This window comes from Streptococcus mitis (assembly GCF_003942795.1).
GTDB classification, from domain to species: domain Bacteria; phylum Bacillota; class Bacilli; order Lactobacillales; family Streptococcaceae; genus Streptococcus; species Streptococcus mitis_BJ.
In genome coordinates this window covers 44,624-64,077 of record NZ_RJNY01000003.1, presented here as the reverse complement: position 1 = coordinate 64,077, position 19,454 = coordinate 44,624, and the positions used below count along the sequence as shown (strand labels likewise).

General features: G+C 41.9%; 28 protein-coding genes and 1 pseudogene. All 29 read right to left on the bottom strand.

The window, feature by feature from the left end; genetic code table 11:
• Positions 1-13: 13 nt before the first annotated feature.
• The 29 genes and pseudogenes from rplF to D8847_RS02180 all read right to left on the bottom strand — a co-directional run bounded on the left by rplF (position 14) and on the right by D8847_RS02180 (position 19,421).
• Positions 14-550 (bottom strand): 50S ribosomal protein L6, encoded by a 537-nt coding sequence (gene rplF, locus D8847_RS02315; RefSeq protein ID WP_033605851.1) that lies wholly within the window; start codon positions 548-550, stop codon positions 14-16.
• 187 nt (positions 551-737) lie between these two features.
• Entirely contained in the window at positions 738-1,136 is a 399-nt protein-coding gene (gene rpsH, locus D8847_RS02310; RefSeq protein WP_000245504.1) for a 30S ribosomal protein S8, read from the bottom strand.
• 213 nt (positions 1,137-1,349) lie between these two features.
• Complete coding sequence (locus D8847_RS02305) at positions 1,350-1,535, bottom strand: type Z 30S ribosomal protein S14 (RefSeq protein WP_001085697.1); 186 nt, start codon at positions 1,533-1,535, stop codon at positions 1,350-1,352.
• Between the two features lie 17 nt (positions 1,536-1,552).
• Complete coding sequence (gene rplE / locus D8847_RS02300) at positions 1,553-2,095, bottom strand: 50S ribosomal protein L5 (RefSeq protein WP_000013542.1); 543 nt, start codon at positions 2,093-2,095, stop codon at positions 1,553-1,555.
• Positions 2,096-2,118: 23 nt separating this feature from the next.
• Positions 2,119-2,424 (bottom strand): 50S ribosomal protein L24, encoded by a 306-nt coding sequence (gene rplX / locus D8847_RS02295; protein ID WP_000497691.1) that lies wholly within the window; start codon positions 2,422-2,424, stop codon positions 2,119-2,121.
• Between the two features lie 77 nt (positions 2,425-2,501).
• Entirely contained in the window at positions 2,502-2,870 is a 369-nt protein-coding gene (rplN, locus tag D8847_RS02290) for a 50S ribosomal protein L14 (protein ID WP_000616547.1), read from the bottom strand.
• Between the two features lie 25 nt (positions 2,871-2,895).
• Positions 2,896-3,156 (bottom strand): 30S ribosomal protein S17, encoded by a 261-nt coding sequence (gene rpsQ / locus D8847_RS02285; protein ID WP_045617785.1) that lies wholly within the window; start codon positions 3,154-3,156, stop codon positions 2,896-2,898.
• A 24-nt stretch (positions 3,157-3,180) separates the two neighbouring features.
• Positions 3,181-3,387, bottom strand: coding sequence for a 50S ribosomal protein L29 (gene rpmC, locus D8847_RS02280; RefSeq protein ID WP_000772918.1), 207 nt, complete (start codon positions 3,385-3,387; stop codon positions 3,181-3,183).
• Positions 3,388-3,396: 9 nt separating this feature from the next.
• Entirely contained in the window at positions 3,397-3,810 is a 414-nt protein-coding gene (rplP, locus tag D8847_RS02275; RefSeq protein ID WP_000960947.1) for a 50S ribosomal protein L16, read from the bottom strand.
• 3 nt (positions 3,811-3,813) lie between these two features.
• Complete coding sequence (gene rpsC, locus D8847_RS02270) at positions 3,814-4,467, bottom strand: 30S ribosomal protein S3 (RefSeq protein WP_000529936.1); 654 nt, start codon at positions 4,465-4,467, stop codon at positions 3,814-3,816.
• 12 nt (positions 4,468-4,479) lie between these two features.
• Positions 4,480-4,824 carry a 50S ribosomal protein L22 gene (gene rplV / locus D8847_RS02265; RefSeq protein WP_000818137.1) on the bottom strand — a complete coding sequence of 115 codons (345 nt, stop codon included), beginning with the start codon at positions 4,822-4,824 and terminating at the stop codon, positions 4,480-4,482.
• 11 nt (positions 4,825-4,835) lie between these two features.
• Entirely contained in the window at positions 4,836-5,117 is a 282-nt protein-coding gene (gene rpsS, locus D8847_RS02260) for a 30S ribosomal protein S19 (RefSeq protein ID WP_000533766.1), read from the bottom strand.
• Between the two features lie 103 nt (positions 5,118-5,220).
• Positions 5,221-6,054, bottom strand: coding sequence for a 50S ribosomal protein L2 (gene rplB / locus D8847_RS02255; protein ID WP_125840474.1), 834 nt, complete (start codon positions 6,052-6,054; stop codon positions 5,221-5,223).
• Between the two features lie 17 nt (positions 6,055-6,071).
• The gene (locus D8847_RS02250) at positions 6,072-6,368 is read right to left on the bottom strand and encodes a 50S ribosomal protein L23 (RefSeq protein WP_125840473.1); all 297 of its coding nucleotides are present in this window, start codon (positions 6,366-6,368) and stop codon (positions 6,072-6,074) included.
• Entirely contained in the window at positions 6,368-6,991 is a 624-nt protein-coding gene (gene rplD / locus D8847_RS02245; protein WP_000024550.1) for a 50S ribosomal protein L4, read from the bottom strand. The genes D8847_RS02250 and rplD overlap by 1 nt, the downstream gene beginning before the upstream one ends.
• 24 nt (positions 6,992-7,015) lie before the next feature.
• Positions 7,016-7,642, bottom strand: a complete 627-nt coding sequence (gene rplC, locus D8847_RS02240; RefSeq protein WP_000160197.1) for a 50S ribosomal protein L3 — start codon at positions 7,640-7,642, stop codon at positions 7,016-7,018.
• A gap of 82 nt (positions 7,643-7,724) precedes the next feature.
• Positions 7,725-8,033 (bottom strand): 30S ribosomal protein S10, encoded by a 309-nt coding sequence (rpsJ, locus tag D8847_RS02235; protein ID WP_125840472.1) that lies wholly within the window; start codon positions 8,031-8,033, stop codon positions 7,725-7,727.
• A 256-nt stretch (positions 8,034-8,289) separates the two neighbouring features.
• A complete protein-coding gene (locus D8847_RS02230) occupies positions 8,290-8,703 on the bottom strand; it encodes an effector binding domain-containing protein (RefSeq protein ID WP_125840471.1) in 414 nt (137 codons plus the stop codon).
• 566 nt (positions 8,704-9,269) lie between these two features.
• A complete protein-coding gene (locus D8847_RS02225; RefSeq protein WP_125840470.1) occupies positions 9,270-9,896 on the bottom strand; it encodes a uridine kinase family protein in 627 nt (208 codons plus the stop codon).
• A complete protein-coding gene (nrdG, locus tag D8847_RS02220; RefSeq protein ID WP_000220154.1) occupies positions 9,893-10,489 on the bottom strand; it encodes an anaerobic ribonucleoside-triphosphate reductase activating protein in 597 nt (198 codons plus the stop codon). The genes D8847_RS02225 and nrdG overlap by 4 nt, the downstream gene beginning before the upstream one ends.
• A 4-nt stretch (positions 10,490-10,493) precedes the next feature.
• Positions 10,494-11,000, bottom strand: a complete 507-nt coding sequence (locus D8847_RS02215; RefSeq protein ID WP_000423437.1) for a GNAT family N-acetyltransferase — start codon at positions 10,998-11,000, stop codon at positions 10,494-10,496.
• A 9-nt stretch (positions 11,001-11,009) separates the two neighbouring features.
• Positions 11,010-11,510, bottom strand: a pseudogene (locus tag D8847_RS02210) (GNAT family N-acetyltransferase).
• 43 nt (positions 11,511-11,553) lie between these two features.
• Complete coding sequence (locus tag D8847_RS02205) at positions 11,554-11,694, bottom strand: hypothetical protein (protein ID WP_000521629.1); 141 nt, start codon at positions 11,692-11,694, stop codon at positions 11,554-11,556.
• Positions 11,695-11,705: 11 nt separating this feature from the next.
• Positions 11,706-13,913, bottom strand: coding sequence for an anaerobic ribonucleoside-triphosphate reductase (gene nrdD, locus D8847_RS02200; RefSeq protein ID WP_185757904.1), 2,208 nt, complete (start codon positions 13,911-13,913; stop codon positions 11,706-11,708).
• A gap of 128 nt (positions 13,914-14,041) precedes the next feature.
• Positions 14,042-15,559 carry a damage-inducible protein CinA gene (locus D8847_RS02195; RefSeq protein WP_125840468.1) on the bottom strand — a complete coding sequence of 506 codons (1,518 nt, stop codon included), beginning with the start codon at positions 15,557-15,559 and terminating at the stop codon, positions 14,042-14,044.
• Between the two features lie 35 nt (positions 15,560-15,594).
• Positions 15,595-15,738 (bottom strand): hypothetical protein, encoded by a 144-nt coding sequence (locus D8847_RS10615; RefSeq protein WP_000933184.1) that lies wholly within the window; start codon positions 15,736-15,738, stop codon positions 15,595-15,597.
• A gap of 73 nt (positions 15,739-15,811) precedes the next feature.
• Positions 15,812-17,344, bottom strand: a complete 1,533-nt coding sequence (gene cls / locus D8847_RS02190; RefSeq protein ID WP_125840467.1) for a cardiolipin synthase — start codon at positions 17,342-17,344, stop codon at positions 15,812-15,814.
• Positions 17,345-17,627: 283 nt separating this feature from the next.
• On the bottom strand, positions 17,628-18,779 hold the full coding sequence (locus D8847_RS02185) for an iron-containing alcohol dehydrogenase (RefSeq protein ID WP_125840466.1): 1,152 nt from the start codon (positions 18,777-18,779) through the stop codon (positions 17,628-17,630).
• Positions 18,780-18,962: 183 nt separating this feature from the next.
• On the bottom strand, positions 18,963-19,421 hold the full coding sequence (locus D8847_RS02180; protein WP_125840465.1) for an SP_0198 family lipoprotein: 459 nt from the start codon (positions 19,419-19,421) through the stop codon (positions 18,963-18,965).
• Positions 19,422-19,454 lie beyond the last annotated feature (33 nt).

Genomic DNA, 19,454 nt, shown 5'->3' with positions numbered 1-19,454 from the left:
CAACCACTCAACATTATTTACCTGTTTTACCTTCTTTAAGACGAACGTACTCTCCAACGTAACGAATACCTTTACCTTTGTAAGGTTCTGGTGAACGAAGGCTACGTACGTAAGCAGCTGTTTGCCCAACCACTTCTTTTGAAATTCCGCTAACAACAATTGTTGTTGGGTTTGGAAGTTCAAAAGTAATTCCTTCTGGAGCTTCAACTTCATCTGGATGAGATTTACCAACAGCCAAAACAAGTTTTGATCCTTGAAGTTGTGCACGGTAACCAACCCCACGCATTTCAAGTTCTTTCTTAAATCCTTCTGATACACCAATTACCATGTTATTCAAAAGGGCACGAGTAGTTCCGTGGATAGTTTTCATTTCTTTTGAATCGTTTGGACGGTGAAGAGTTACTTCAGTACCTTCCACGCGAATTTCAATATCTTTTGAGAACTTACGAGTAAGTTCTCCTTTAGGTCCTTTTACAGTTACTACGTTGTCATTGTTAGTGACTTCAACACTAGCAGGCAACACGATAACTTTATTACCAATACGTGACATGTTTATTTTCTCCTGTTAAATTGTCAGGCCTTGATGGCCAGTTTTCACGGGGTTAAATCGATTTCTCGATTTGAAGGAACATTGAGGTTTCAATTTCAAAGTGAATCTAGGCATCGTCTCGCAGGCATAACTTTGGGTTAGGCAAGAGACGATAACGAAGAGTCACAAAGAAATTGGGAGCTAAATATTACCAAACGTAAGCGATAACTTCTCCACCAACGTTCTTTTGACGAGCTTCTTTATCAGTAAGCAAACCTTCAGAAGTTGAAAGGATAGCAATTCCAAGTCCGTTAAGAACTTTTGGAAGATCTTCACGTTTTTTGTAGACACGAAGTCCTGGTTTAGAAACACGTTTCAAGTTAGTGATAACTTTTTCACCGTTTGGTCCGTATTTAAGGAATACACGGATGATGCCTTGTTTGTCATCTTCGATGATTTCAACGTTTTTTACAAAACCTTCGCGTTTAAGGATTTCAGCAATCCCTTTTTTGATGTTTGATGCAGGTACTTCAAGTACTTCGTGTTTCGCTTGGTTAGCGTTACGAATACGAGTTAGGAAGTCTGCGATTGGGTCAGTCATAACCATTTTGTTTTTCTCCTCTTACTAGTAGTTTGCAAGTTGCACTTGCTAGTTAATGATTGAGCTGGGCTCAGATAGTATTGACACATTCAAATGAGAGAACTCTTATTTGAACACGAGCTACAACCTGTGCAAAAAAGATAAATTTGTTTTGGAGCATCGCTCCCTCACCAAATTTCCTATTTTCGCTGTGGTTGTTACGCTCTTTGTATCATGATATTACCAAGATGCTTTTGTTACACCAGGAATTTGTCCTTTGTAAGCTAATTCACGGAAGCAAACACGGCAAAGTTTAAATTTGCGGTAAACTGAATGTGGACGACCACATTTTTCACAACGAGTATAAGCTTGAGTAGAGAACTTCGCTGGACGTTTGTTCTTAGCAATCATTGATTTTTTAGCCATTAGATTTACCTCCTATATTATTTTGCAAAAGGCATTCCAAGGCCTGTAAGCAATGCACGTGACTCTTCGTCAGTGTTAGCAGTTGTTACGATAACGATGTCAAGACCACGAGTTTTGTCAACGTCATCAAAGTTGATTTCTGGGAAGATCAATTGTTCTTTCACACCAAGAGTGTAGTTTCCGCGTCCATCAAATGATTTTGTTGGAACACCGTGGAAGTCACGCACACGTGGAAGTGAAACTGAAACCAATTTATCCAAGAATTCGTACATACGTTCCCCACGAAGGGTAACTTTTGCACCGATCGCTACACCTTCACGAAGACGGAAGCCGGCGATTGATTTTTTAGCTTTAGTGATAAGTGGTTTTTGACCTGAGATAAGTGCCAATTCTTCAGCAGCTTTTTCAAGGCTTTTAGCGTTTGATACAGCTTCACCAACACCCATGTTCAAAACGATCTTATCTACTTTAGGCACAGCCATCACTGATGAGTAGTTGAATTGTTCTGTCAAAGCAGGAACTACTTCATTAAGATATTTTTCTTTTAAACGATTTGCCATTATACTTCTCCTTTCCTTCGTGATTAATCAAGCACTTCGCCTGATTTTTTGTTGTAGCGAACTTTTTTACCGTCTACAAATTTGTAACCAACACGACCAGCTACACCGTTCTTGTCCAAAACTTGGACGTTTGATACGTGGATAGCTGCTTCTTTCTCGATGATGCCACCTTGAGGAAGCTCGTTAGTTGGACGTTGGTGTTTCTTAACGATGTTAACACCTTCAACGATAACTTTGTTTACTTTTGGAAGGGCAGTAAGGACAACAGCTTCTGTTCCCTTATCTTTACCAGCGATTACGCGAACTTTGTCGCCTTTTTTTACAAACATTAGGTTTCTCCTTGATTTTTCTTACGCCCACAAGGGCACCCTAGCTTGAAGCTAGGGGACTAGTTTGTTTCTAAAAATTAAAGTACTTCTGGAGCAAGTGACACGATCTTCATGAAGCCACCTTCACGCAATTCACGTGCAACTGGGCCAAAGATACGTGTTCCGCGAGGAGTTTTGTCATCACGGATGATAACAGCTGCATTTTCGTCAAACTTGATGTATGAACCATCAGCGCGGCGAGCACCTGATTTAGTACGAACGATAACAGCTTTTACAACGTCACCTTTTTTAACCGCACCACCAGGAGTAGCTTGTTTTACAGATGCCACAATAACATCACCGATGTTCGCAAATTTACGTTTAGAACCACCAAGAACTTTGATAGTCAAGATTTCGCGTGCACCGCTGTTGTCTGCGACTTTCAAACGAGTTTCTGTTTGAATCATTTCAGTTTTCTCCTTTCAGGCTTGATTAGATGATAACCGCTTCTTCAACAACTTCTACAAGACGGAAACGTTTTGTAGCTGAAAGCGGGCGAGTTTCCATGATACGTACGATATCGCCTTCTTTGGCAATATTGTTTTCATCATGTGCTTTGTATTTCTTAGAGTAGTTAATACGTTTACCATAGACTGGGTGGTTACGTTTTGTTTCAACTACAACTGTGATTGTCTTGTCCATTTTGTCAGATACAACACGTCCAACAAGAACTTTACGATTATTGCGTTCCATTGAAATTTCTCCTTCCCTAGTCTATTATTTCGCTTCAGATTGAACTGTTTTGATACGAGCGATTTGTTTTTTAACTTCTTTCAAGCGAGCTGTTTGTTCCAATTGACCAGTAGCAGCTTGGAAACGAAGTTCAAACAATTCTTTTTTCAATTCGTTTTCGCGCTTCGCGAGTTCTTCTTGAGAAAGACCACGAAGTTCTTTAACAAATTCTTTTACTTCATTAAGTTTCATGCCTTCTCCTTATTCTGCTTCACGTTTTACGAATTTAGTTTTAACTGGCAATTTGTGGCTAGCAAGACGAAGCGCTTCACGTGCAATCTCTTCAGATACACCAGCAATTTCGAACATCACTTTACCACGTTTAACTGGTGCTACCCAACCTTCAGGTGCCCCTTTACCAGATCCCATACGCACACCGATAGCTTTAGCAGTGTATGATTTGTGTGGGAAGATTTTAATCCAAACTTTACCACCACGTTTCATGTAACGAGTCATGGCGATACGAGCAGCTTCGATTTGGCGGTTAGTGATCCAGTGGCTAGTTGTAGCTTGAAGACCGTATTCACCGAATGCTACTTCTTTTCCACCTTTTGCTTCACCGCGCATTTTTCCACGGAATTCACGACGGTGTTTAACACGTTTAGGTACTAACATTGGTTATTTACCTCCTTTAGTGTTTTTACGAGCTGGAAGAACTTCACCACGGTAGATCCATACTTTAACACCAAGTTTACCGTATGTAGTATCTGCTTCTTCCCAAGCGTAATCGATATCTGCACGAAGTGTGTGGAGTGGAACAGTTCCTTCTGAGTATCCTTCAGCACGGGCAATATCTGCACCGTTCAAACGACCTGATACTTGAGTTTTGATTCCTTTAGCTCCAGCACGCATTGCGCGTTGGATTGCTTGTTTTTGTGCACGACGGAAAGCAACACGTTGCTCCAATTGACGAGCAATGCCTTCACCTACAAGGTGAGCATCCAAATCAGGTTGTTTGATTTCGATGATGTTGATGTGTACTTGTTTTCCAGTCAATTTGTTAAGTTTTGCACGGAGTGCATCAACGTTAGCGCCACCTTTACCGATAACCATACCTGGTTTAGCAGTGTGAAGTGAAACGTTAACTTTGTTTACTGCGCGTTCAATTTCGATAGTTGAAACTGCTGCGTCAGCAAGTTCTTTTTGAACGAATTTACGGATTGCAAGATCTTCATGAAGGTAATCCGCGTATTCTTTTTCAGCATACCATTTGGCATCCCAATCACGGATGATGCCGACACGCATACCAATTGGATGTACTTTTTGACCCACGATGTTACCTCCTTATTTTTCTGCAACAGCTACAGTGATGTGAGCTGTACGTTTGTTGATTGGTGAAGCTGAACCTTTCGCACGTGGACGGAAACGTTTCATAGTTGGTCCTTCGTTTGCGAATGCCTCAGATACTACCAAGTTAGCTTTGTCCAAACCAAAGTTGTTTTCAGCGTTAGCTACAGCTGAATTCAAAACTTTCAAGATGATTTCAGCAGCTTTGTTTGGAGTGAATGTCAAGATTGCAATAGCGTCGGCTACGCTTTTACCACGAATATTGTCAAGAACAAGACGTGATTTACGAGGTGAAACACGTACTGTACGAGCCATTGCTTTAGCTGAAGTAATTTCTGCCATTTATGTTCTCCTTATTTTCTACGTGTTTTCTTGTCGTCTGCAGCGTGACCTTTGTAAGTACGTGTTGGTGCAAATTCACCAAGTTTGTGACCTACCATGTCTTCTTGGATGTAAACAGGTACGTGTTTACGTCCGTCATAAACTGCAATAGTGTAACCAATGAAACTTGGGAAGATCGTTGAACGACGTGACCAAGTTTTGATAACTTTTTTCTTTTCGTCGTTAGCTTGAGCTTCAACTTTTTTCATCAAATGCTCATCGACGAAAGGTCCTTTTTTAAGACTGCGTCCCATTTTTATGTTTTCTCCTTTAAATATTGTACCACAGCGGCTTGCGCTCACATGGAGCGCTACCGAGCTGGCGGATTCCCTAGTTGCTTAAGCGACTAGTTTACTATTATTTCTCGTTGCGACGACGAACGATAAGTTTGTCAGATTTCGCTTTCTTGTTACGAGTTTTAAGACCAAGAGCAGGTTTGCCCCATGGAGTAGATGGCGCTTTACGACCAACTGGTGCTTTACCTTCACCACCACCGTGTGGGTGATCGTTAGGGTTCATTACAGAACCACGAACTGTTGGGCGGATACCTTTCCAACGGCTACGTCCTGCTTTACCAAGGTTTACAAGTCCATGTTGTTCGTTTCCGACAACACCAACTGTAGCACGACAAGTTCCAAGAATCATACGAACTTCGCCAGATTGAAGACGAACAAGAACGTATTTACCTTCTTGACCCAATACTTGAGCAGAAGCTCCAGCTGCACGGACCAATTCTCCACCACGGCCTGGTTTCAACTCGATGTTGTGGATCAAAGTACCAACTGGGATGTTAGCAAGTGGAAGAGAGTTTCCGACTTTGATATCTGCTTCAGGACCTGAAACGATACGTTGACCAACTTCAAGACCTTTTGGAGCGATGATGTATGCTTTCACACCGTCAGTGTAGTGTACAAGAGCGATGTTTGCAGAACGGTTTGGATCGTACTCGATTGTTTTAACAACTGCTTCAACGTTGTCTTTGTTACGTTTGAAGTCAACCAAACGGTAGAAACGTTTGTGCCCACCACCTTGGTGACGAACAGTGATACGACCGTTGTTGTTACGACCAGCCTTGTTCTTCAAAGCAACAAGCAATGATTTTTCAGGAGTGCTTGTTGTGATTTCAGCGAAATCCAAAGAAGTCATATTACGGCGACCGTTTGTTGTTGGTTTATAAACACGAATTCCCACGATATTTCCTCCTTAGATTATTCAGCTTCAACAGCAAACAACTCGATTGCTTTTGAATCAGCTGTAAGAGTGATGATAGCTTTTTTAGTTTTGTTAGTAAAACCAGTGTAACGTCCAACACGTTTAGCTTTTGGTTTTACGTTGATTGTGTTAACGTTGGCAACTTTAACACCTTCAAAAGCAGCTTCAACAGCTTGCTTGATCAAAAGTTTGTGTGCACGAGTGTCAACTTCAAATACATACTTTCCTGCTTCAAGCTGAGCCATTGAGCTTTCAGTAATAACAGGTTTTTTGATAACATCATACAAATTCATTATGCAAGAACCTCCTCGATTTTAGAGATAGCTGCTTGAGTAACAAGAAGTTTGTCACTATTTGCGATGTCAAGAACACTTGCAGTTGTAGCAGTCGCAACTTTCACATTTGGAAGGTTACGAGCTGAAAGAGCTGCGAATTCGTTTCCTTCTTCAAGAATAACAAGGACTTTAGAATCGATGCTCAAAGCTGCAAGAACTTTTGCAAATTCAGCAGTTTTTGGAGCTGTAAATTCAAGAGAATCAACGGCTACAAATTTGTTTTCAGCAACTTTTTCTGAGTAAACAGATTTAAGCGCAAGGCGACGAACTTTTTGAGGAAGTTTGTACGCATAGCTACGTGGAGTTGGTCCGAAGACAGTTCCACCACCACGCCATTGTGGAGAGCGGATAGAACCTTGACGAGCGCGTCCAGTTCCTTTTTGACGCCATGGTTTGCGTCCGCCACCTGAAACAGCTGAGCGATTTTTAACTGCGTGAGTTCCTTGACGAAGGCTAGCACGTTGGCTGATGATCACATCAAACACAACAGATTGGTTTGGTTCAATACCAAAGATTGCATCGTTAAGAACAACTTCGCCAGCTTGTTTACCAGTTTGGTCAAATAATGTTACATTTGCCATTTTGACTGTATTCCCCTTTCTTTATTATTTACCAGCTTTAACTGCTGATTTGATAGTGATAAGAGATTTCTTAGCACCTGGTACGTTACCTTTGATAAGGATAACGTTCTTTTCTGGAACAACTTGTACAACTTCAAGGTTTTGAATTGTTACGCGGTCGCCACCCATGCGTCCTGCAAGGTTTTTACCTTTAAATACGCGGTTAGGTGCAACAGGTCCCATAGAACCTGGACGACGGTGGTAACGAGAACCGTGAGCCATTGGTCCACGTGATTGTCCGTGGCGTTTGATAACACCTTGGAAACCTTTACCTTTAGAAGTACCAGTTACGTCAACAACGTCTCCAGCTGCGAATGTTTCAACTGTAATTTCAGCACCAACTTCCAAGCCTTCAACGTTTTTGAATTCACGAATGAAGCGCTTAGGAGCCGTGTTAGCTTTCGCTACATGTCCTTTAGCAGGTTTGTTGCTCAATACTTCGCGTTTGTCATCGAAACCAACTTGGATAGCGTTGTATCCATCTGTTTCTACAGTTTTAACTTGAAGAACAACGTTTGGAGTTGCTTCAATAACTGTTACAGGGATCAATTCGCCAGCTTCAGTGAAGATTTGAGTCATTCCCACTTTTTTCCCTAAGATTCCTTTTGTCATGAGAAAATAGTTCCTTTTCTATATTTTTTATTCAAAAAGTTTTTAACGAGCGTTTTTCATGCTCAAGGTTTCAAACTTTGGATTAAAGCTTGATTTCTACGTTTACACCACTTGGAAGATCCAATTTCATCAAAGCATCAACTGTTTTTTGAGTTGGGNTGATGATATCGATCAAACGTTTGTGTGTACGCATTTCAAATTGTTCGCGAGAGTCTTTGTATTTGTGAGTCGCACGAATAATTGTGTAGAGGCTACGCTCAGTTGGAAGTGGGATTGGACCCGCAACTTGTGCACCTGTACGAGTAGCTGATTCTACGATTTTTGCAGCCGCTGTGTCAAGCGTACGGTGTTCGTAAGCTTTCAAACGGATACGGATTTTTTTGTTTGCCATCTTTTTCTCCTTTTCGTCTATTTAAGATAATAGGCTAGCTCCACAAGAAAACCGACGCGTGTTGCGTGGCAATGCAACCGAGCGTGTCGCAACCTCTTGCATCAAAGCTAAGGCTGTAATTTACAGCACCATAATAGAATAACACAAAGCCCCTGCGATTGCAAGGGATTTGTGAGCTTTTTTTCGTTTTTTTACTAATCTAAGTTACTAGAGTATTTTCTGATCCTCTTTCGTAAATAAAACTTAGTTTAACAATTTACCCATTTTTGGGGGTGGCGATAAAGATAGACACTGTCTGATCTGGATCATATTTTTCAAAATCAATACTATACTGACGTTGCAGTTCTCTTGCTTCTTCTGCCTGCCAAATTTGCTGCCAGGTATGGAGGAAACCTTTTGAATCACTTGTATCCACCTCAAATACTTGGTATGTTTGCCCTGAAGTGTCAAAATCCCAGTCTTCTTTATCGGATAGACTACAGAGCGACAAGCTGTAATCCCCCTTGTAGTCACTGACATAATCATGATAGACTGCATAAATCGGAAGCCCTTGGGCAAATGCCTCCTCTACTTCTTTCTGGTGTTCCTGCCATAGATGGCTAATTTTTTCCATCATGCTTGGATCTTGGAAATTATTGGTAGAGATACTACTGATTATTTTTAAAAACATTCCTTCGCTCCTTTTACTTTCACTTCTAAGGTGACTGACTAGCAATCAACCTCAGCTCTAAACTTTCTAACTACCAAGAGGCTACTTCACTCAACAAAATGAAATAGCATTCTTTGCGTATAGGATATATCTCGCCATTCACTATCAACTCCCTTTTCCTAGAGAGAATGGCACCCATAGTAAACAAAACGTTCAATTTACCGGTCTCAATCAGAGCCGAAAAACAATACAGACTTCGACCAAGACCAGCCTTCCAACTCTTATTGATATAGTTTGGAAAGTTTTTAACGAGCATTTTTTATGCTCAAGTCTAGGACATAAAGAGATTCAAACTCAAAGCAAAAATAGGAAACTGACGCGCGTTGCGTGGCAATGTATCCAATCGTGATCACAACCTCTTGCATAACAGCTAAGGCTGTAATTTACAGCACCACGGTAGAATAACACAAAGCCCCTGCGATTGCAAGGGATTTGTTAGGTTTTTTCGTTTTTTTGGGATGAAACTGTTTTCCTATTTCATCTTCATACAATTACTAATTTACGACTATTAAAACCAATCTTTTCTTCTATATAATACGGGTCATTTTGGCTTTGAATTTATCTTCTGATTGATCCACTAAGATATCTGCTTTAAACTCGGTTTCTCTATAGTAACGCTGATACTGCTCCCGTCTCATCTGATGGCTAGCTAGTATAAAGGAAGCATCGCGATTTCTCATAGTCGTATCTCGAGCTAGGCGCCGCTTTAATTCGGTCTCTTCATCCGTGTAGAAACAGATAGTTTTGTCAAAGAGTTCCTTGGGTAGGAAAGCCACAGACATCCCTTCGACAAGCAGTATCGGTTTCGAACCAGATAAGACTTCGCTTGGCTTCCAAGGTTCATCAATCGTCAAGATGTCCAGGCCTGCCTGCAAGGCGAGAATATCTCTCTGCAAACTTGCCAGTTCATGCGCCACTGGCAGACAAGCTGTCACCTTTTGATCAGGTGCTTGCTTTGGTATTACCAGGTGACGTTCTGAAGTGATATAGGGATCTGTTTCTAGTAAATTTACTGTAGTAGAATCTAGTGCTTGATATAATTCCTGAGCGAAGGTTGACTTGCCTGATGCACCGTGACCGTAGATCCCCAGTGTTTTGACGTTTCCCGTTTCGATCTCTGAGACCAGTTGGTCTATTAAGTCTTTTTTCTTCATTCTCTCTTCACCTGTTCATAGCTTTCTTTTCCGTCATTGAGCTTGTCCCAAATAACTATTTGCCCACTTTTGAGGGATTTTTGCACATCAATAATCCGCTGATTAGAGGAACCTCGGAACTGGAGCATGAGATTGCGCTTGCTTTTGTCATAACGACCATCGACAAGGATGTCAATCAACGACAAGAGTTCCAGCTTGTCTGGAGTCTCCAGCATCATTTCTTCCCAAGTATAACCTGTCCAGGACCAGATGTCTTTATCTGGCAATTCCTTACGAATGCGTTTAACGAGGGGCAAGAGAATCCCCGTATTGAGAAAAGGTTCTCCTCCTAGCAAGGTCAAGCCTTGAACATAGGGCTGGGCAAGGTCTTCCATAATCTGTTCTTCTAACTCTGCTGTATAAGGAATGCCTGCATTGAATGACCAAGTCGCAACATTATAACAGCCCTCACAGTGGAACATACAACCTGCTACGTAGAGGGAGTTGCGCACGCCTTCTCCATCCACAAAGTTGAAGGCCTTGTAATCAATGATTCGTCCCTTACTAAGCTCCTCACTTTTCCATTCACCTGGTTTTGGTGTATTCCATGTCATTCTTCTACTCCAAATCTATCCAGTAGCGCTGACTTCTATCGATTGTATTTTCGTAAACACCGCCAGCGGAGAGAATCGTGCGGCGGCTGGCTTCGTTGTCTTCATCGCAGGTAATCAGCACTCGTTCCAATCCTTGCTTTCGAGCCTCTGCTAGTCCTAATCTCAACTGCTCCTTCCCATATCCTTTGCCTCGTTGACTGGGACGGATAGAATAGCCAATATGACCGCCTTCCACAAATAATTTGTCATTCAAGGACAAGCGCAGGGCTAAAAATCCCAAAGGCAAGCCAGTCTCATCAAATGATAAAAATTTGATTGCAGGAACCCAGCCTACTGGCAGGTTGGCAGCATCCTCTTGCTGCTCTACAATCTTTAAACAATCCTCGTAATCCTTTGCTCGCTTCCAAGCGGAGCCCATGCCACCGTGCATATAGGATTTTGCTGCATCGAACTCCGCAATCATCTCTAATATCGCTTCTTTATCTTCCAAAGTTGGTCGTCTTAGCTCCATGCTTCCTCCTTAATCGACATCAATCCAATAGCGCTCCGTTCCGTTTCGAACATCCTCCAACTCCCCACCATTAGCTAAGATAACAGCTCGGCTTGCTGGATTTTCTGTGCTACAGGTCACAAGCGCTTTTTTGATGTTCTTTCCCTTGGCGACTTGCAAGCCTTGTCGGAGAGCTTCTTTGGCATAACCTTTACCTCTTTTAGAAGGGCGGATGGAGTAGCCAATATGTCCACCTTCTTCCAATAAGAAGTCATTGAGGCACAAGCGGATATTGAGAAATCCTACAGCTTGACCATCTATCGAAAAAGCGACTAACTGAATATCAGGCACCCACCCTTCAGGCAAATTAATCCCCATTTCATGATCCTGATTGTTTTTTAACCACTCTTCATAAACAAAATTCTCAGCATCTCAAAATCCGCCATCGTGGGCTGATTGAGTCTGTTCAAACTCTGCCATCATCTCTAAAACTGTTGCTTTATCTGCCAATGTTGGTCTGCGTAGTATCATTTTTACCTCCAATTAAGAGAAAAGCGAGAGCGGACTCTCACTTTTATTTTTTCTTGTTCTTGTTTAAAAACTGTTCTCTGAGGTTGAGCAAGCGTTCTTTTTTTCCTACTCCACCTTTCGAATGTTTTTCATGATAACGGGTTACTTGAGCACGTCCCTTATCGTCTAATTGGTATTTCCCCATTGCGTTTCCTTCTAATTTGTTACTTCATGTCCGGCTGTTTTAATAGTTGAACCGTTCATGTGTTTGACACGCGCAGCGATTTCCTTGTGGCGTCCGTTAACCATCGGACGCGCTTGAGGATTTCCCAGATAACCACACGTACGTTTGACCACATCTACTGTTTTAGGGTCGCTATTGCCACAGTTGGGACAAGCAAATCCTCGCTCAGTTGGTTCAAAATCCCCTTCAAAATCACACTTGTAGCAACGATCAATCGGAGTATTGGTCCCTAGATAGCCGACACGGTCATAGGCATAGTCCCAAACAGCTTCCAGGGCTTTAGGATTTTGTTGAAGAACTGGATACTCACAATAATGGATGAAACCACCTGACGCACCTGCTTCTGGGTAAACTTTCTCAAAGTCCAATTTTTCAAACGGTGTTGGATTTTTACGAACATCGTAGTGGAAAGAGTTGGTGTAGTATTCCTTGTCCGTGATGTCCGGAATAGAGCCGAACTTCTCTGTATCCAAGCGACAGAAGCGGTCTGTCAGGCTTTCAGACGGTGTGGAGTAGATAGAGAAATGGTAACCATATTGGTCAGACCACTCTTCCACACGACGTTTCATATCGCGAATGATATCCAGTGTGAATTCCTTGGCTTCAGGATTGCTTTCCCAGCTATTTCCAAAGAAGACTGTCGCTACCTCGTACAAACCGATGTAACCCAACGAAACTGTCGCACGACGATTCTTAAAGAGTTGATCTACACTTTCTTCTTTTCCAAGACGGCGTCCGAAGGCCCCGTACTGATAGAGAATAGGGGCGTTTGCTGGTGTTGCTTCCTTGGTCCGTTCAACACGGTAAACTAGAGCATCTTCTGCGATGTTCATCCGTTCGTTGAAGATTTCCCAAAACTTATTCAGATCCCCTTCAGACTCGAGGGCGATACGAGGCAGATTGACTGTCACAACACCTAGATTCATCCGACCAGAATTGACTTCTACGCCATTCTCATCCTTCCATCCTTGAAGGAAAGAACGGCAGCCCATAGGTACCTTGAAAGAACCAGTCAACTCGATAATCTTATCATAGGATAAGACATCCGGGTACATCCGTTTGGTTGCACACTCGAGGGCCAACTGTTTGATGTCATAGTTTGGAGTCCCTTCTTCCAAGTTAAGGCCTCTTTTAAGCGTAAAGATGAGTTTAGGGAAGATGGCTGTGCGGTGTTCTGAGCCAAGACCCTTGATACGAATGGTCAAGATAGCTTTTTGAATTTCCCGTTCAAAACGACTAGTTCCTAGACCAAAACCTAGTGAAGTAAAAGGTGTTTGTCCATTTGAAGTGAAGAGGGTGTTGATTTCATACTCAAGAGATTGCATGGCATCATAGATGTCTTTTTGGGTTTTCTTCCAAGCATAATCATCCCGTTTTTCAGGCAAGACCCACTCTTTCGCATCCTTGAGGTGCTTTTGGTAATTCTTCTCTGCATAAGGCGCCAAGACTTCATCGATACGGTCAGCTGAGCAGCCCCCGTACTGGCTAGAAGCAACGTTGGCGATGATTTGTGAAATCTGAGCTGTCGCAGTCTGGATAGACTTGGGACTCTCTACCTCCGCATTACCAATTTTAAAGCCATTTTCCAACATCCCTTTAAAATCAATCAAACAGCAGTTAGTCATAGGAGTATAGGGGCTGTAGTCCAAGTCATGATAGTGGATATCCCCTTTTTGGTGAGCATTGGCTACGTGCTTAGGAAGCATCTGCAATCCGATTGATTTCCCCACAATCCCTGCTGTCAAATCACGCTGGGTATTAAAGACATCGCTGTCTTTATTTGCATTTTCATTGACAACTGCTTGATCTTTATTGAGAAGTTTATGAATGCTAAAGTTGATATCTGTCGCTTTTGAGCGCTCAAAATCCCTCTGTGTCCGATAAGTGATATACTCTTCAGCCAAGGCATATTCTTTGGCTTCAAGAAGTTCATGTTCTACGATATTCTGAATCTCATAAATCTTCACACCTTTAGGGAAACGACTGTGAATTTCGGTAACGATTCTTTCAACTAGACCATTTAGGCGTTTTTCTACTAGAGGTGTAACGTCCATAACCTTTTCCGCCGCCTTGTGGAGAGCCTTGTCAATCTTGTCTACATCAAATACTACACGTCTACCATCTCGTTTTTCAACGAACAAGGTGGGAACGGTTGCAAGCTTTTCTTCTAATACAATCATATCCATGCTCTTTTCTAAAATATTGTTAAATAGTTTATATTCAGTATTATACCACTCTAAAAATAAAAATCAATATCTTGTGTTAAAAATCCTAAAATTTTTAAAATTCCACAAGATATTGATTTTTGTTATTTGAATTTATAAAGCTTAAACTCGCTAGTATCTGTCTGAACAAGCTCATAGTTTTCACTGAGCCAGCTCTCTACATCTGACCACAAGGCAACTTTTTGATTGACCACAATCATCTTCGGTTGATTCTCTTTCAGATCATTCATCAGTTTGGTTTTATTTTCGTCGCTTGCAGTATAGAGTGTTGGAGTTGATAGAGAAGTCGGCGCCAAGCGTTCACTTGCACGGTAGAAATCAGGACGATCATCCCAAGCATAGACACGATCCTCAGAACTCGTTTGCTGTTTTACCATGCTAGCAAGACGTTCTCTCTCCTGATAAGTCGCTGGATGCGAAAGGTAGCGACTCACGATAGGAAGAACAATAAGATAGGCAAGGGCAATCAGTGGTAGATAGAAATTTCCTTTAAGGAAAGAAGTTTGTTTCTCACGTCTTCTTCTACGACGACTCCCTCCATCCGAAACATCTTCCTTGATTCCTGTCAGAAGGAGTAGGGTCAAGAAAGGAAGGAGAGCAACGAGATGAGTACCGTTGACAGGGTCTTTTGAGAAAATCAAGAGCCCCAAAGAAAGTAATAAGCCCAAACTAGCAGCAATTGATAGGGAATACTGCTTAGCTGGTTTTGACTGGAACAAACCAGAAAAGAGCAAAGTAAGGGAACCTAGCCCAATAGCAAGTAAGCCGTAGAAGGCTGCATTTTCAAGCAAATGCGCATTTGAAAAGAGGCTAAGAGTATTTACTGGATACAAGGTCTGGCTAATGGCATCCCCAAAACTACCTGTTAATACTGTATAGTAGCCCAAAGGATAGAATAAGAGTGAGAACCCTAAGGCTGACGCAAAAAATTGATATAAACCATGAACAAAGTGACCTTTGCCTAAGTTAAAGCCGATAATTCCCAAGGCTAGTGTAGCTGCCAATAAGGCTGTTGGGGTTGGCGCAAGGAAGAAAGCGAGAGCAAGGCTCATACCAACACGTAAAAATCCTTTGTCATCCTTTGGATAAGCTAGGTAGTTCGTAACAATGCTAAGTGAATAAAATAGGAAAGGCAAGGCTAGCAAGAGAGCATAGCCACCACCAAAAGCGAGACCTGCTACCAACAAATTAAACACAAACACAAGCTGCTTGGCTTCTTCTACACGGTCTGTAAGACTATCCGCAGATTTAAAAAGAAAAACGCCTGCTCCAAACAAGGCCAACCACTCAACCAAAGCAATCAGAATACTGCCTTGTGAAAGATAGGTAAGCAGGTAATAGAGCAATCCCTCCGTCCCAAAATAATCGGTATACATTTGACCATTTTGATGCAAGGCCCAACCAGTATAAAGATCCTGAGTTTGTTGCGGGCTTACTAAACCAAAAATAAGGGGGATAACCACAGAAATAGCTGTAGCCACTAAACTCCAAAGCAAGATACTAAAAAAGGGAATCGGAGCTCCTTCTCGCTTTTCTGGAACGGACCAGTCTTGGTAATGAGATTTTTCTTGTTTCTCATCTATTTTCCCGTATACATTCATTCAATTTCTCCTCTAAGTTTATCTGTTTTAGTATATCAAAATCTTACAGGAATGTCAGCTTGGGATTGATATTTGCTGAATTTCTTATCCAATAGCGCAAAGCGTTCGATTTCACGAAAACGGTGGAATCGACTATTTCTATACTCTCTGATAAAATCATCATCTTCTAGATTAAGCATGGTTTTCTCCTTTACCTATCTATTCGTAAGAAGACAAAAAAGATCCAGCCTTGGGCTAGATCTTGATGGATAGTTAGAGCATAGGCGTAAACAACTGGACAATTTCCTTGATCAGGCTTTGATACCAGCTTGTTTTGATGGTGTGGGGATAAATTTCTTGAGAAACTTTAAAAATCTCTTCGAAATCCCTTTCAATATCGATGATGGACTGCGTCCTATAAAGCAAGACGGCATTTTCATAGTGGTGAAGTAAACTCCGATAGTCAAAATTGATGGTTCCCACAGTAGCTGCCTCTCCATCGACAAGCATTTGCTTGCTATGAAGGAATCCCGGGCTATACTCATAAATTCGAACCCCCGCAGATAGCAAGTCTGGATAGGCTCCTCGAGTAACTAACTGAATAACCTTCTTATCTGGGATACAAGGCGTCACAATTCGCACATCTACCCCTCTCAGAGCCGCATTTTTGATACTTTCAGTTAGATCATAGTCAGCGATCAGATAGGGAGTCGTGATATAAACATAGTCTGTGGATTGATTGATAAGGTTTTGATAGACCGTTTTTCCAACCTGGGCTCGGTAGATGGGTTTTGGTCCACTACTATAGGGAATACAGAGCCCCATCCCATCTTTGGGTTGATTTTCGAGATGGTATTGGTCAAAGTCGCTAATTTCCCCACGGTTGATATACCAGGTTGATAAAAAGAGTCTAGTAAAAGCCTTAACCGCCGATCCATCTACGCGAATACCGCTATCCTTCCAATAACCAAAGCGTTCGATATGGTTGATATACTCATCTGCCAGATTGACACCACCTGTATAGGCAATTTGACCATCGATAACCATGATTTTACGGTGATCACGGTTGTTATAGGCAACGGTTAAGCGCGGAATCACCTTGTTAAATTTGTGAGCTTCAATCCCTCGACTGCGAAGGTGAATGGTATAATCTCCAGGCAAGGTTGCCATACAACCAATATCATCATAGAGGAGCTTCACTTCTACCCCTTGAGCCGCCTTTTCTTCCAAAATCTCCAAAATACTATTCCACATCAAACCTTCTTCGATGATATAGTATTCAAGAAAGATAAACTTCTCGGCTTTTTTGAGATCCTCTAGCATCTGATGCCACATACTTTCACCAGATGCAAAAAATTGTGTATCCGTTCGATTATAGACATCGGCATTCGTGTCCATGCTGAGGAGAGATTTGATAACCCCGTAAGCTGACTTGTCNTGTTCCTTTAACTCCAAACGGAGAGCTCTGCTATTGTCCTCTCTATCAACCATTGATTGGAGCTGCTTCAGCTGCTTCATTTCTTTTTTAGATAAACGACGCTCTCCAAACATGATATAGAGTAAGGGGCCAAACACTGGCACAAAGGCTACTAACAGCCATGTTACCTTACTCTCAGGATTCATAGACCGATTGACAATCGATACAATGGTCGCTAAACTCACTAAAATGACTAGGATAATCCAGACAATTGGAGCCATCTGCCCTAGATAGAGAAATAAACCAAAGACGATAAACAACTCTGCCAACATGATGGTAATACTGAAACCATATTTGGACATGAGTAGCTGCATTTTTCTAGCTGTCATACATCCCCTTTCTTTTCTAACATTCTCCCTCACCGATAGATAAACTAATGTTTCTACTAGTATACCTCAGTTCAGGGGTAGATGGCAACCTTTTACCTTTTTTTATTCAAAACTATTCCAAGAACTGCAAGATTCTTCAACTACACCCTCACTATACAAAACGCTGCCCTTTTTATATTTTTAACTAGGGGATTAAGAGGCTTAAAAAGAACTACCATAATGATAGTTCTTTCCAATATTATTTATATTTTCGGGAATACGTCGCTTCCTCTTAAGTTAATCACTAGAAGAGTTCTTTATAAAGAGCAATGGTCTCTTCTAAAGTTGGCATGAATGGATTGCCTGGCGCACAAGCATCGATCAAGGCATTCTTAGAAAGGTAGTCAAAGTCAAAGTCTTTTTCTTGGATACCGAGTTCAGTGAGTTTCTTCGGAATACCAACAGTTTCAGAAAGTTTCTCAATCTCAGCGATAGCATAGTCAGCACATTCTTGGTCTGTTTTCCCTTCCACATGGAGTCCCAAGGCCTTGGCTACATTGCGGAAAGCTTCTGGTACACGCTTGGCATTTTCACGCTCTACAACTGGAAGAAGCATGGCACAGCAGACACCATGTGGCAAGTTATATACCGCACCGAGTTGGTGAGCCATAGAATGAACATAGCCCAAACCAGCATTATTAAAGCTCATACCACCGAGGAAGATGGCATTGACCATCGCCTCACGCGCTTCAATATCTTGGCCATTTGCTACAGCACGAGGAAGATACTCCTTGATGAGTTCAATCGCTCCGATAGAGAGTTTCTTGGTCACATTATAAGCACCTGGTGTTACTAAAGCCTCGACAGCGTGAGTAAGAGCATCCATACCTGTCGCTGCCGTCAATCCTTTCGGTTTTGAAAGCATGAGTTCTGGATCATTGACAGAGATGAGGGCGAGGCTGTTCTTGTCAACCATTACCATCTTGACCTTGCGTTCTTCGTCAGTAATGACATAGTTAATCGTAATTTCTGCAGAAGTTCCAGCAGTTGTATTGATTGCAACTACTGGCAATCCTTTTTTAGCAGACTTGTGGAGGCCTTCGTAGTCCCGTGGTTTTCCACCATTTGTAGCGATGATAGAGATACAACTAGCTGCATCCTGAGGAGATCCTCCTCCAAGACTGATGATGAAGTCGCATCCATGCTCTTTCAGGGCAGCCACTCCGTCTGTGACGTTCTTGCAAGTCGGATTTGGCTCCACATCGCTAAAGATGACATATTCAATCCCTTCAGCATCTAATGGTTTTAGGACCTTAGGTAAAATATCACTTCCCTCGATGAACTTGTCTGTCACCAAAAGGGCCTTCTTATACCCCAGTTCCTTGATATACGGACCTACTTCATTTACAACACCTTTACCAATAAGGTTAACTGATGGAACGTAAAATGTAGCCATATGCTTTTCCTCCTGCGCCTCTGCGCTATCGATTATTCACTATAAGTATACGACCTTATAAGAAGTTTTACAAATATTTGTAAGCGTTTTAAGCAAAAAGTTAGTAAAGAACCGCCAGCCTTTTTTTCAAGAAAAAAGCTCCAAAAAGATAGCTTTCATCTCATTGGAACTTTTACTTAATCATTATTGCTTCGTTAAGACTACTCGGTCAGATGCCTCTCGGTCCATGTCATCGATAATCATTTGATTACCATTAACCGCGTAAATTTTAACATCATCTCCGATAATGACACGTTGATTTTCTGGCTCAAAGGTGACTTGCTTGATTTCCTTATCTCCATCTGGTTCGACCTCAGTCCATGTACCAGTTTTGCCTGTTACAACAAGAGTGATCTGGTCGTTCTCATCTTTTCCAGTATAGGTACCATCAATATTAGTCGGTTGAGCTGCCGCAGTAGTGTCCTGGCTTGAAGACGCCTGTGGTTGACTAGCACTGGTAGCAGCACTAGAAGATGATTCTTGTTGAGTAGATGATTGTTGAGCAGATGGCTGGGTAGATGCTTGTTCCTTAGGTCCACAAGCTACTAAAAGACTAAGAATTGCTAAAGAAGCAATAGAAAGTGTGAATATTTTCGTTTTCATAGTGACTTCCTTTCTTTTGTGCTAATGTATTTC

Excerpts from the sequence above, each read along its gene's own strand:
- D8847_RS02195 (WP_125840468.1), bottom strand. The coding sequence starts at position 15,559 with ATGAATGTATACGGGAAAATAGATGAGAAACAAGAAAAATCTCATTAC.
- rplE (WP_000013542.1), bottom strand. The coding sequence starts at position 2,095 with ATGGCAAATCGTTTAAAAGAAAAATATCTTAATGAAGTAGTTCCTGCT.
- rplP (WP_000960947.1), bottom strand. The coding sequence starts at position 3,810 with ATGTTAGTACCTAAACGTGTTAAACACCGTCGTGAATTCCGTGGAAAA.
- D8847_RS02225 (WP_125840470.1), bottom strand. The coding sequence starts at position 9,896 with ATGAAGAAAAAAGACTTAATAGACCAACTGGTCTCAGAGATCGAAACG.
- rpmC (WP_000772918.1), bottom strand. The coding sequence starts at position 3,387 with ATGAAACTTAATGAAGTAAAAGAATTTGTTAAAGAACTTCGTGGTCTT.
- rpsS (WP_000533766.1), bottom strand. The coding sequence starts at position 5,117 with ATGGGACGCAGTCTTAAAAAAGGACCTTTCGTCGATGAGCATTTGATG.
- D8847_RS02180 (WP_125840465.1), bottom strand. The coding sequence starts at position 19,421 with ATGAAAACGAAAATATTCACACTTTCTATTGCTTCTTTAGCAATTCTT.
- D8847_RS10615 (WP_000933184.1), bottom strand. The coding sequence starts at position 15,738 with ATGCTTAATCTAGAAGATGATGATTTTATCAGAGAGTATAGAAATAGT.
- D8847_RS02230 (WP_125840471.1), bottom strand. The coding sequence starts at position 8,703 with ATGTTTTTAAAAATAATCAGTAGTATCTCTACCAATAATTTCCAAGAT.
- D8847_RS02215 (WP_000423437.1), bottom strand. The coding sequence starts at position 11,000 with ATGGAGCTAAGACGACCAACTTTGGAAGATAAAGAAGCGATATTAGAG.
- rplD (WP_000024550.1), bottom strand. The coding sequence starts at position 6,991 with ATGGCAAATGTAACATTATTTGACCAAACTGGTAAACAAGCTGGCGAA.
- D8847_RS02250 (WP_125840473.1), bottom strand. The coding sequence starts at position 6,368 with ATGAATTTGTATGATGTTATCAAAAAACCTGTTATTACTGAAAGCTCA.
- D8847_RS02305 (WP_001085697.1), bottom strand. The coding sequence starts at position 1,535 with ATGGCTAAAAAATCAATGATTGCTAAGAACAAACGTCCAGCGAAGTTC.
- D8847_RS02185 (WP_125840466.1), bottom strand. The coding sequence starts at position 18,779 with ATGGCTACATTTTACGTTCCATCAGTTAACCTTATTGGTAAAGGTGTT.
- rplN (WP_000616547.1), bottom strand. The coding sequence starts at position 2,870 with ATGATTCAAACAGAAACTCGTTTGAAAGTCGCAGACAACAGCGGTGCA.
- rplX (WP_000497691.1), bottom strand. The coding sequence starts at position 2,424 with ATGTTTGTAAAAAAAGGCGACAAAGTTCGCGTAATCGCTGGTAAAGAT.
- rpsQ (WP_045617785.1), bottom strand. The coding sequence starts at position 3,156 with ATGGAACGCAATAATCGTAAAGTTCTTGTTGGACGTGTTGTATCTGAC.
- rplV (WP_000818137.1), bottom strand. The coding sequence starts at position 4,824 with ATGGCAGAAATTACTTCAGCTAAAGCAATGGCTCGTACAGTACGTGTT.
- D8847_RS02205 (WP_000521629.1), bottom strand. The coding sequence starts at position 11,694 with ATGGGGAAATACCAATTAGACGATAAGGGACGTGCTCAAGTAACCCGT.
- rplC (WP_000160197.1), bottom strand. The coding sequence starts at position 7,642 with ATGACAAAAGGAATCTTAGGGAAAAAAGTGGGAATGACTCAAATCTTC.
- rpsH (WP_000245504.1), bottom strand. The coding sequence starts at position 1,136 with ATGGTTATGACTGACCCAATCGCAGACTTCCTAACTCGTATTCGTAAC.
- rplF (WP_033605851.1), bottom strand. The coding sequence starts at position 550 with ATGTCACGTATTGGTAATAAAGTTATCGTGTTGCCTGCTAGTGTTGAA.
- nrdD (WP_185757904.1), bottom strand. The coding sequence starts at position 13,913 with ATGATTGTATTAGAAGAAAAGCTTGCAACCGTTCCCACCTTGTTCGTT.
- nrdG (WP_000220154.1), bottom strand. The coding sequence starts at position 10,489 with ATGACATGGAATACACCAAAACCAGGTGAATGGAAAAGTGAGGAGCTT.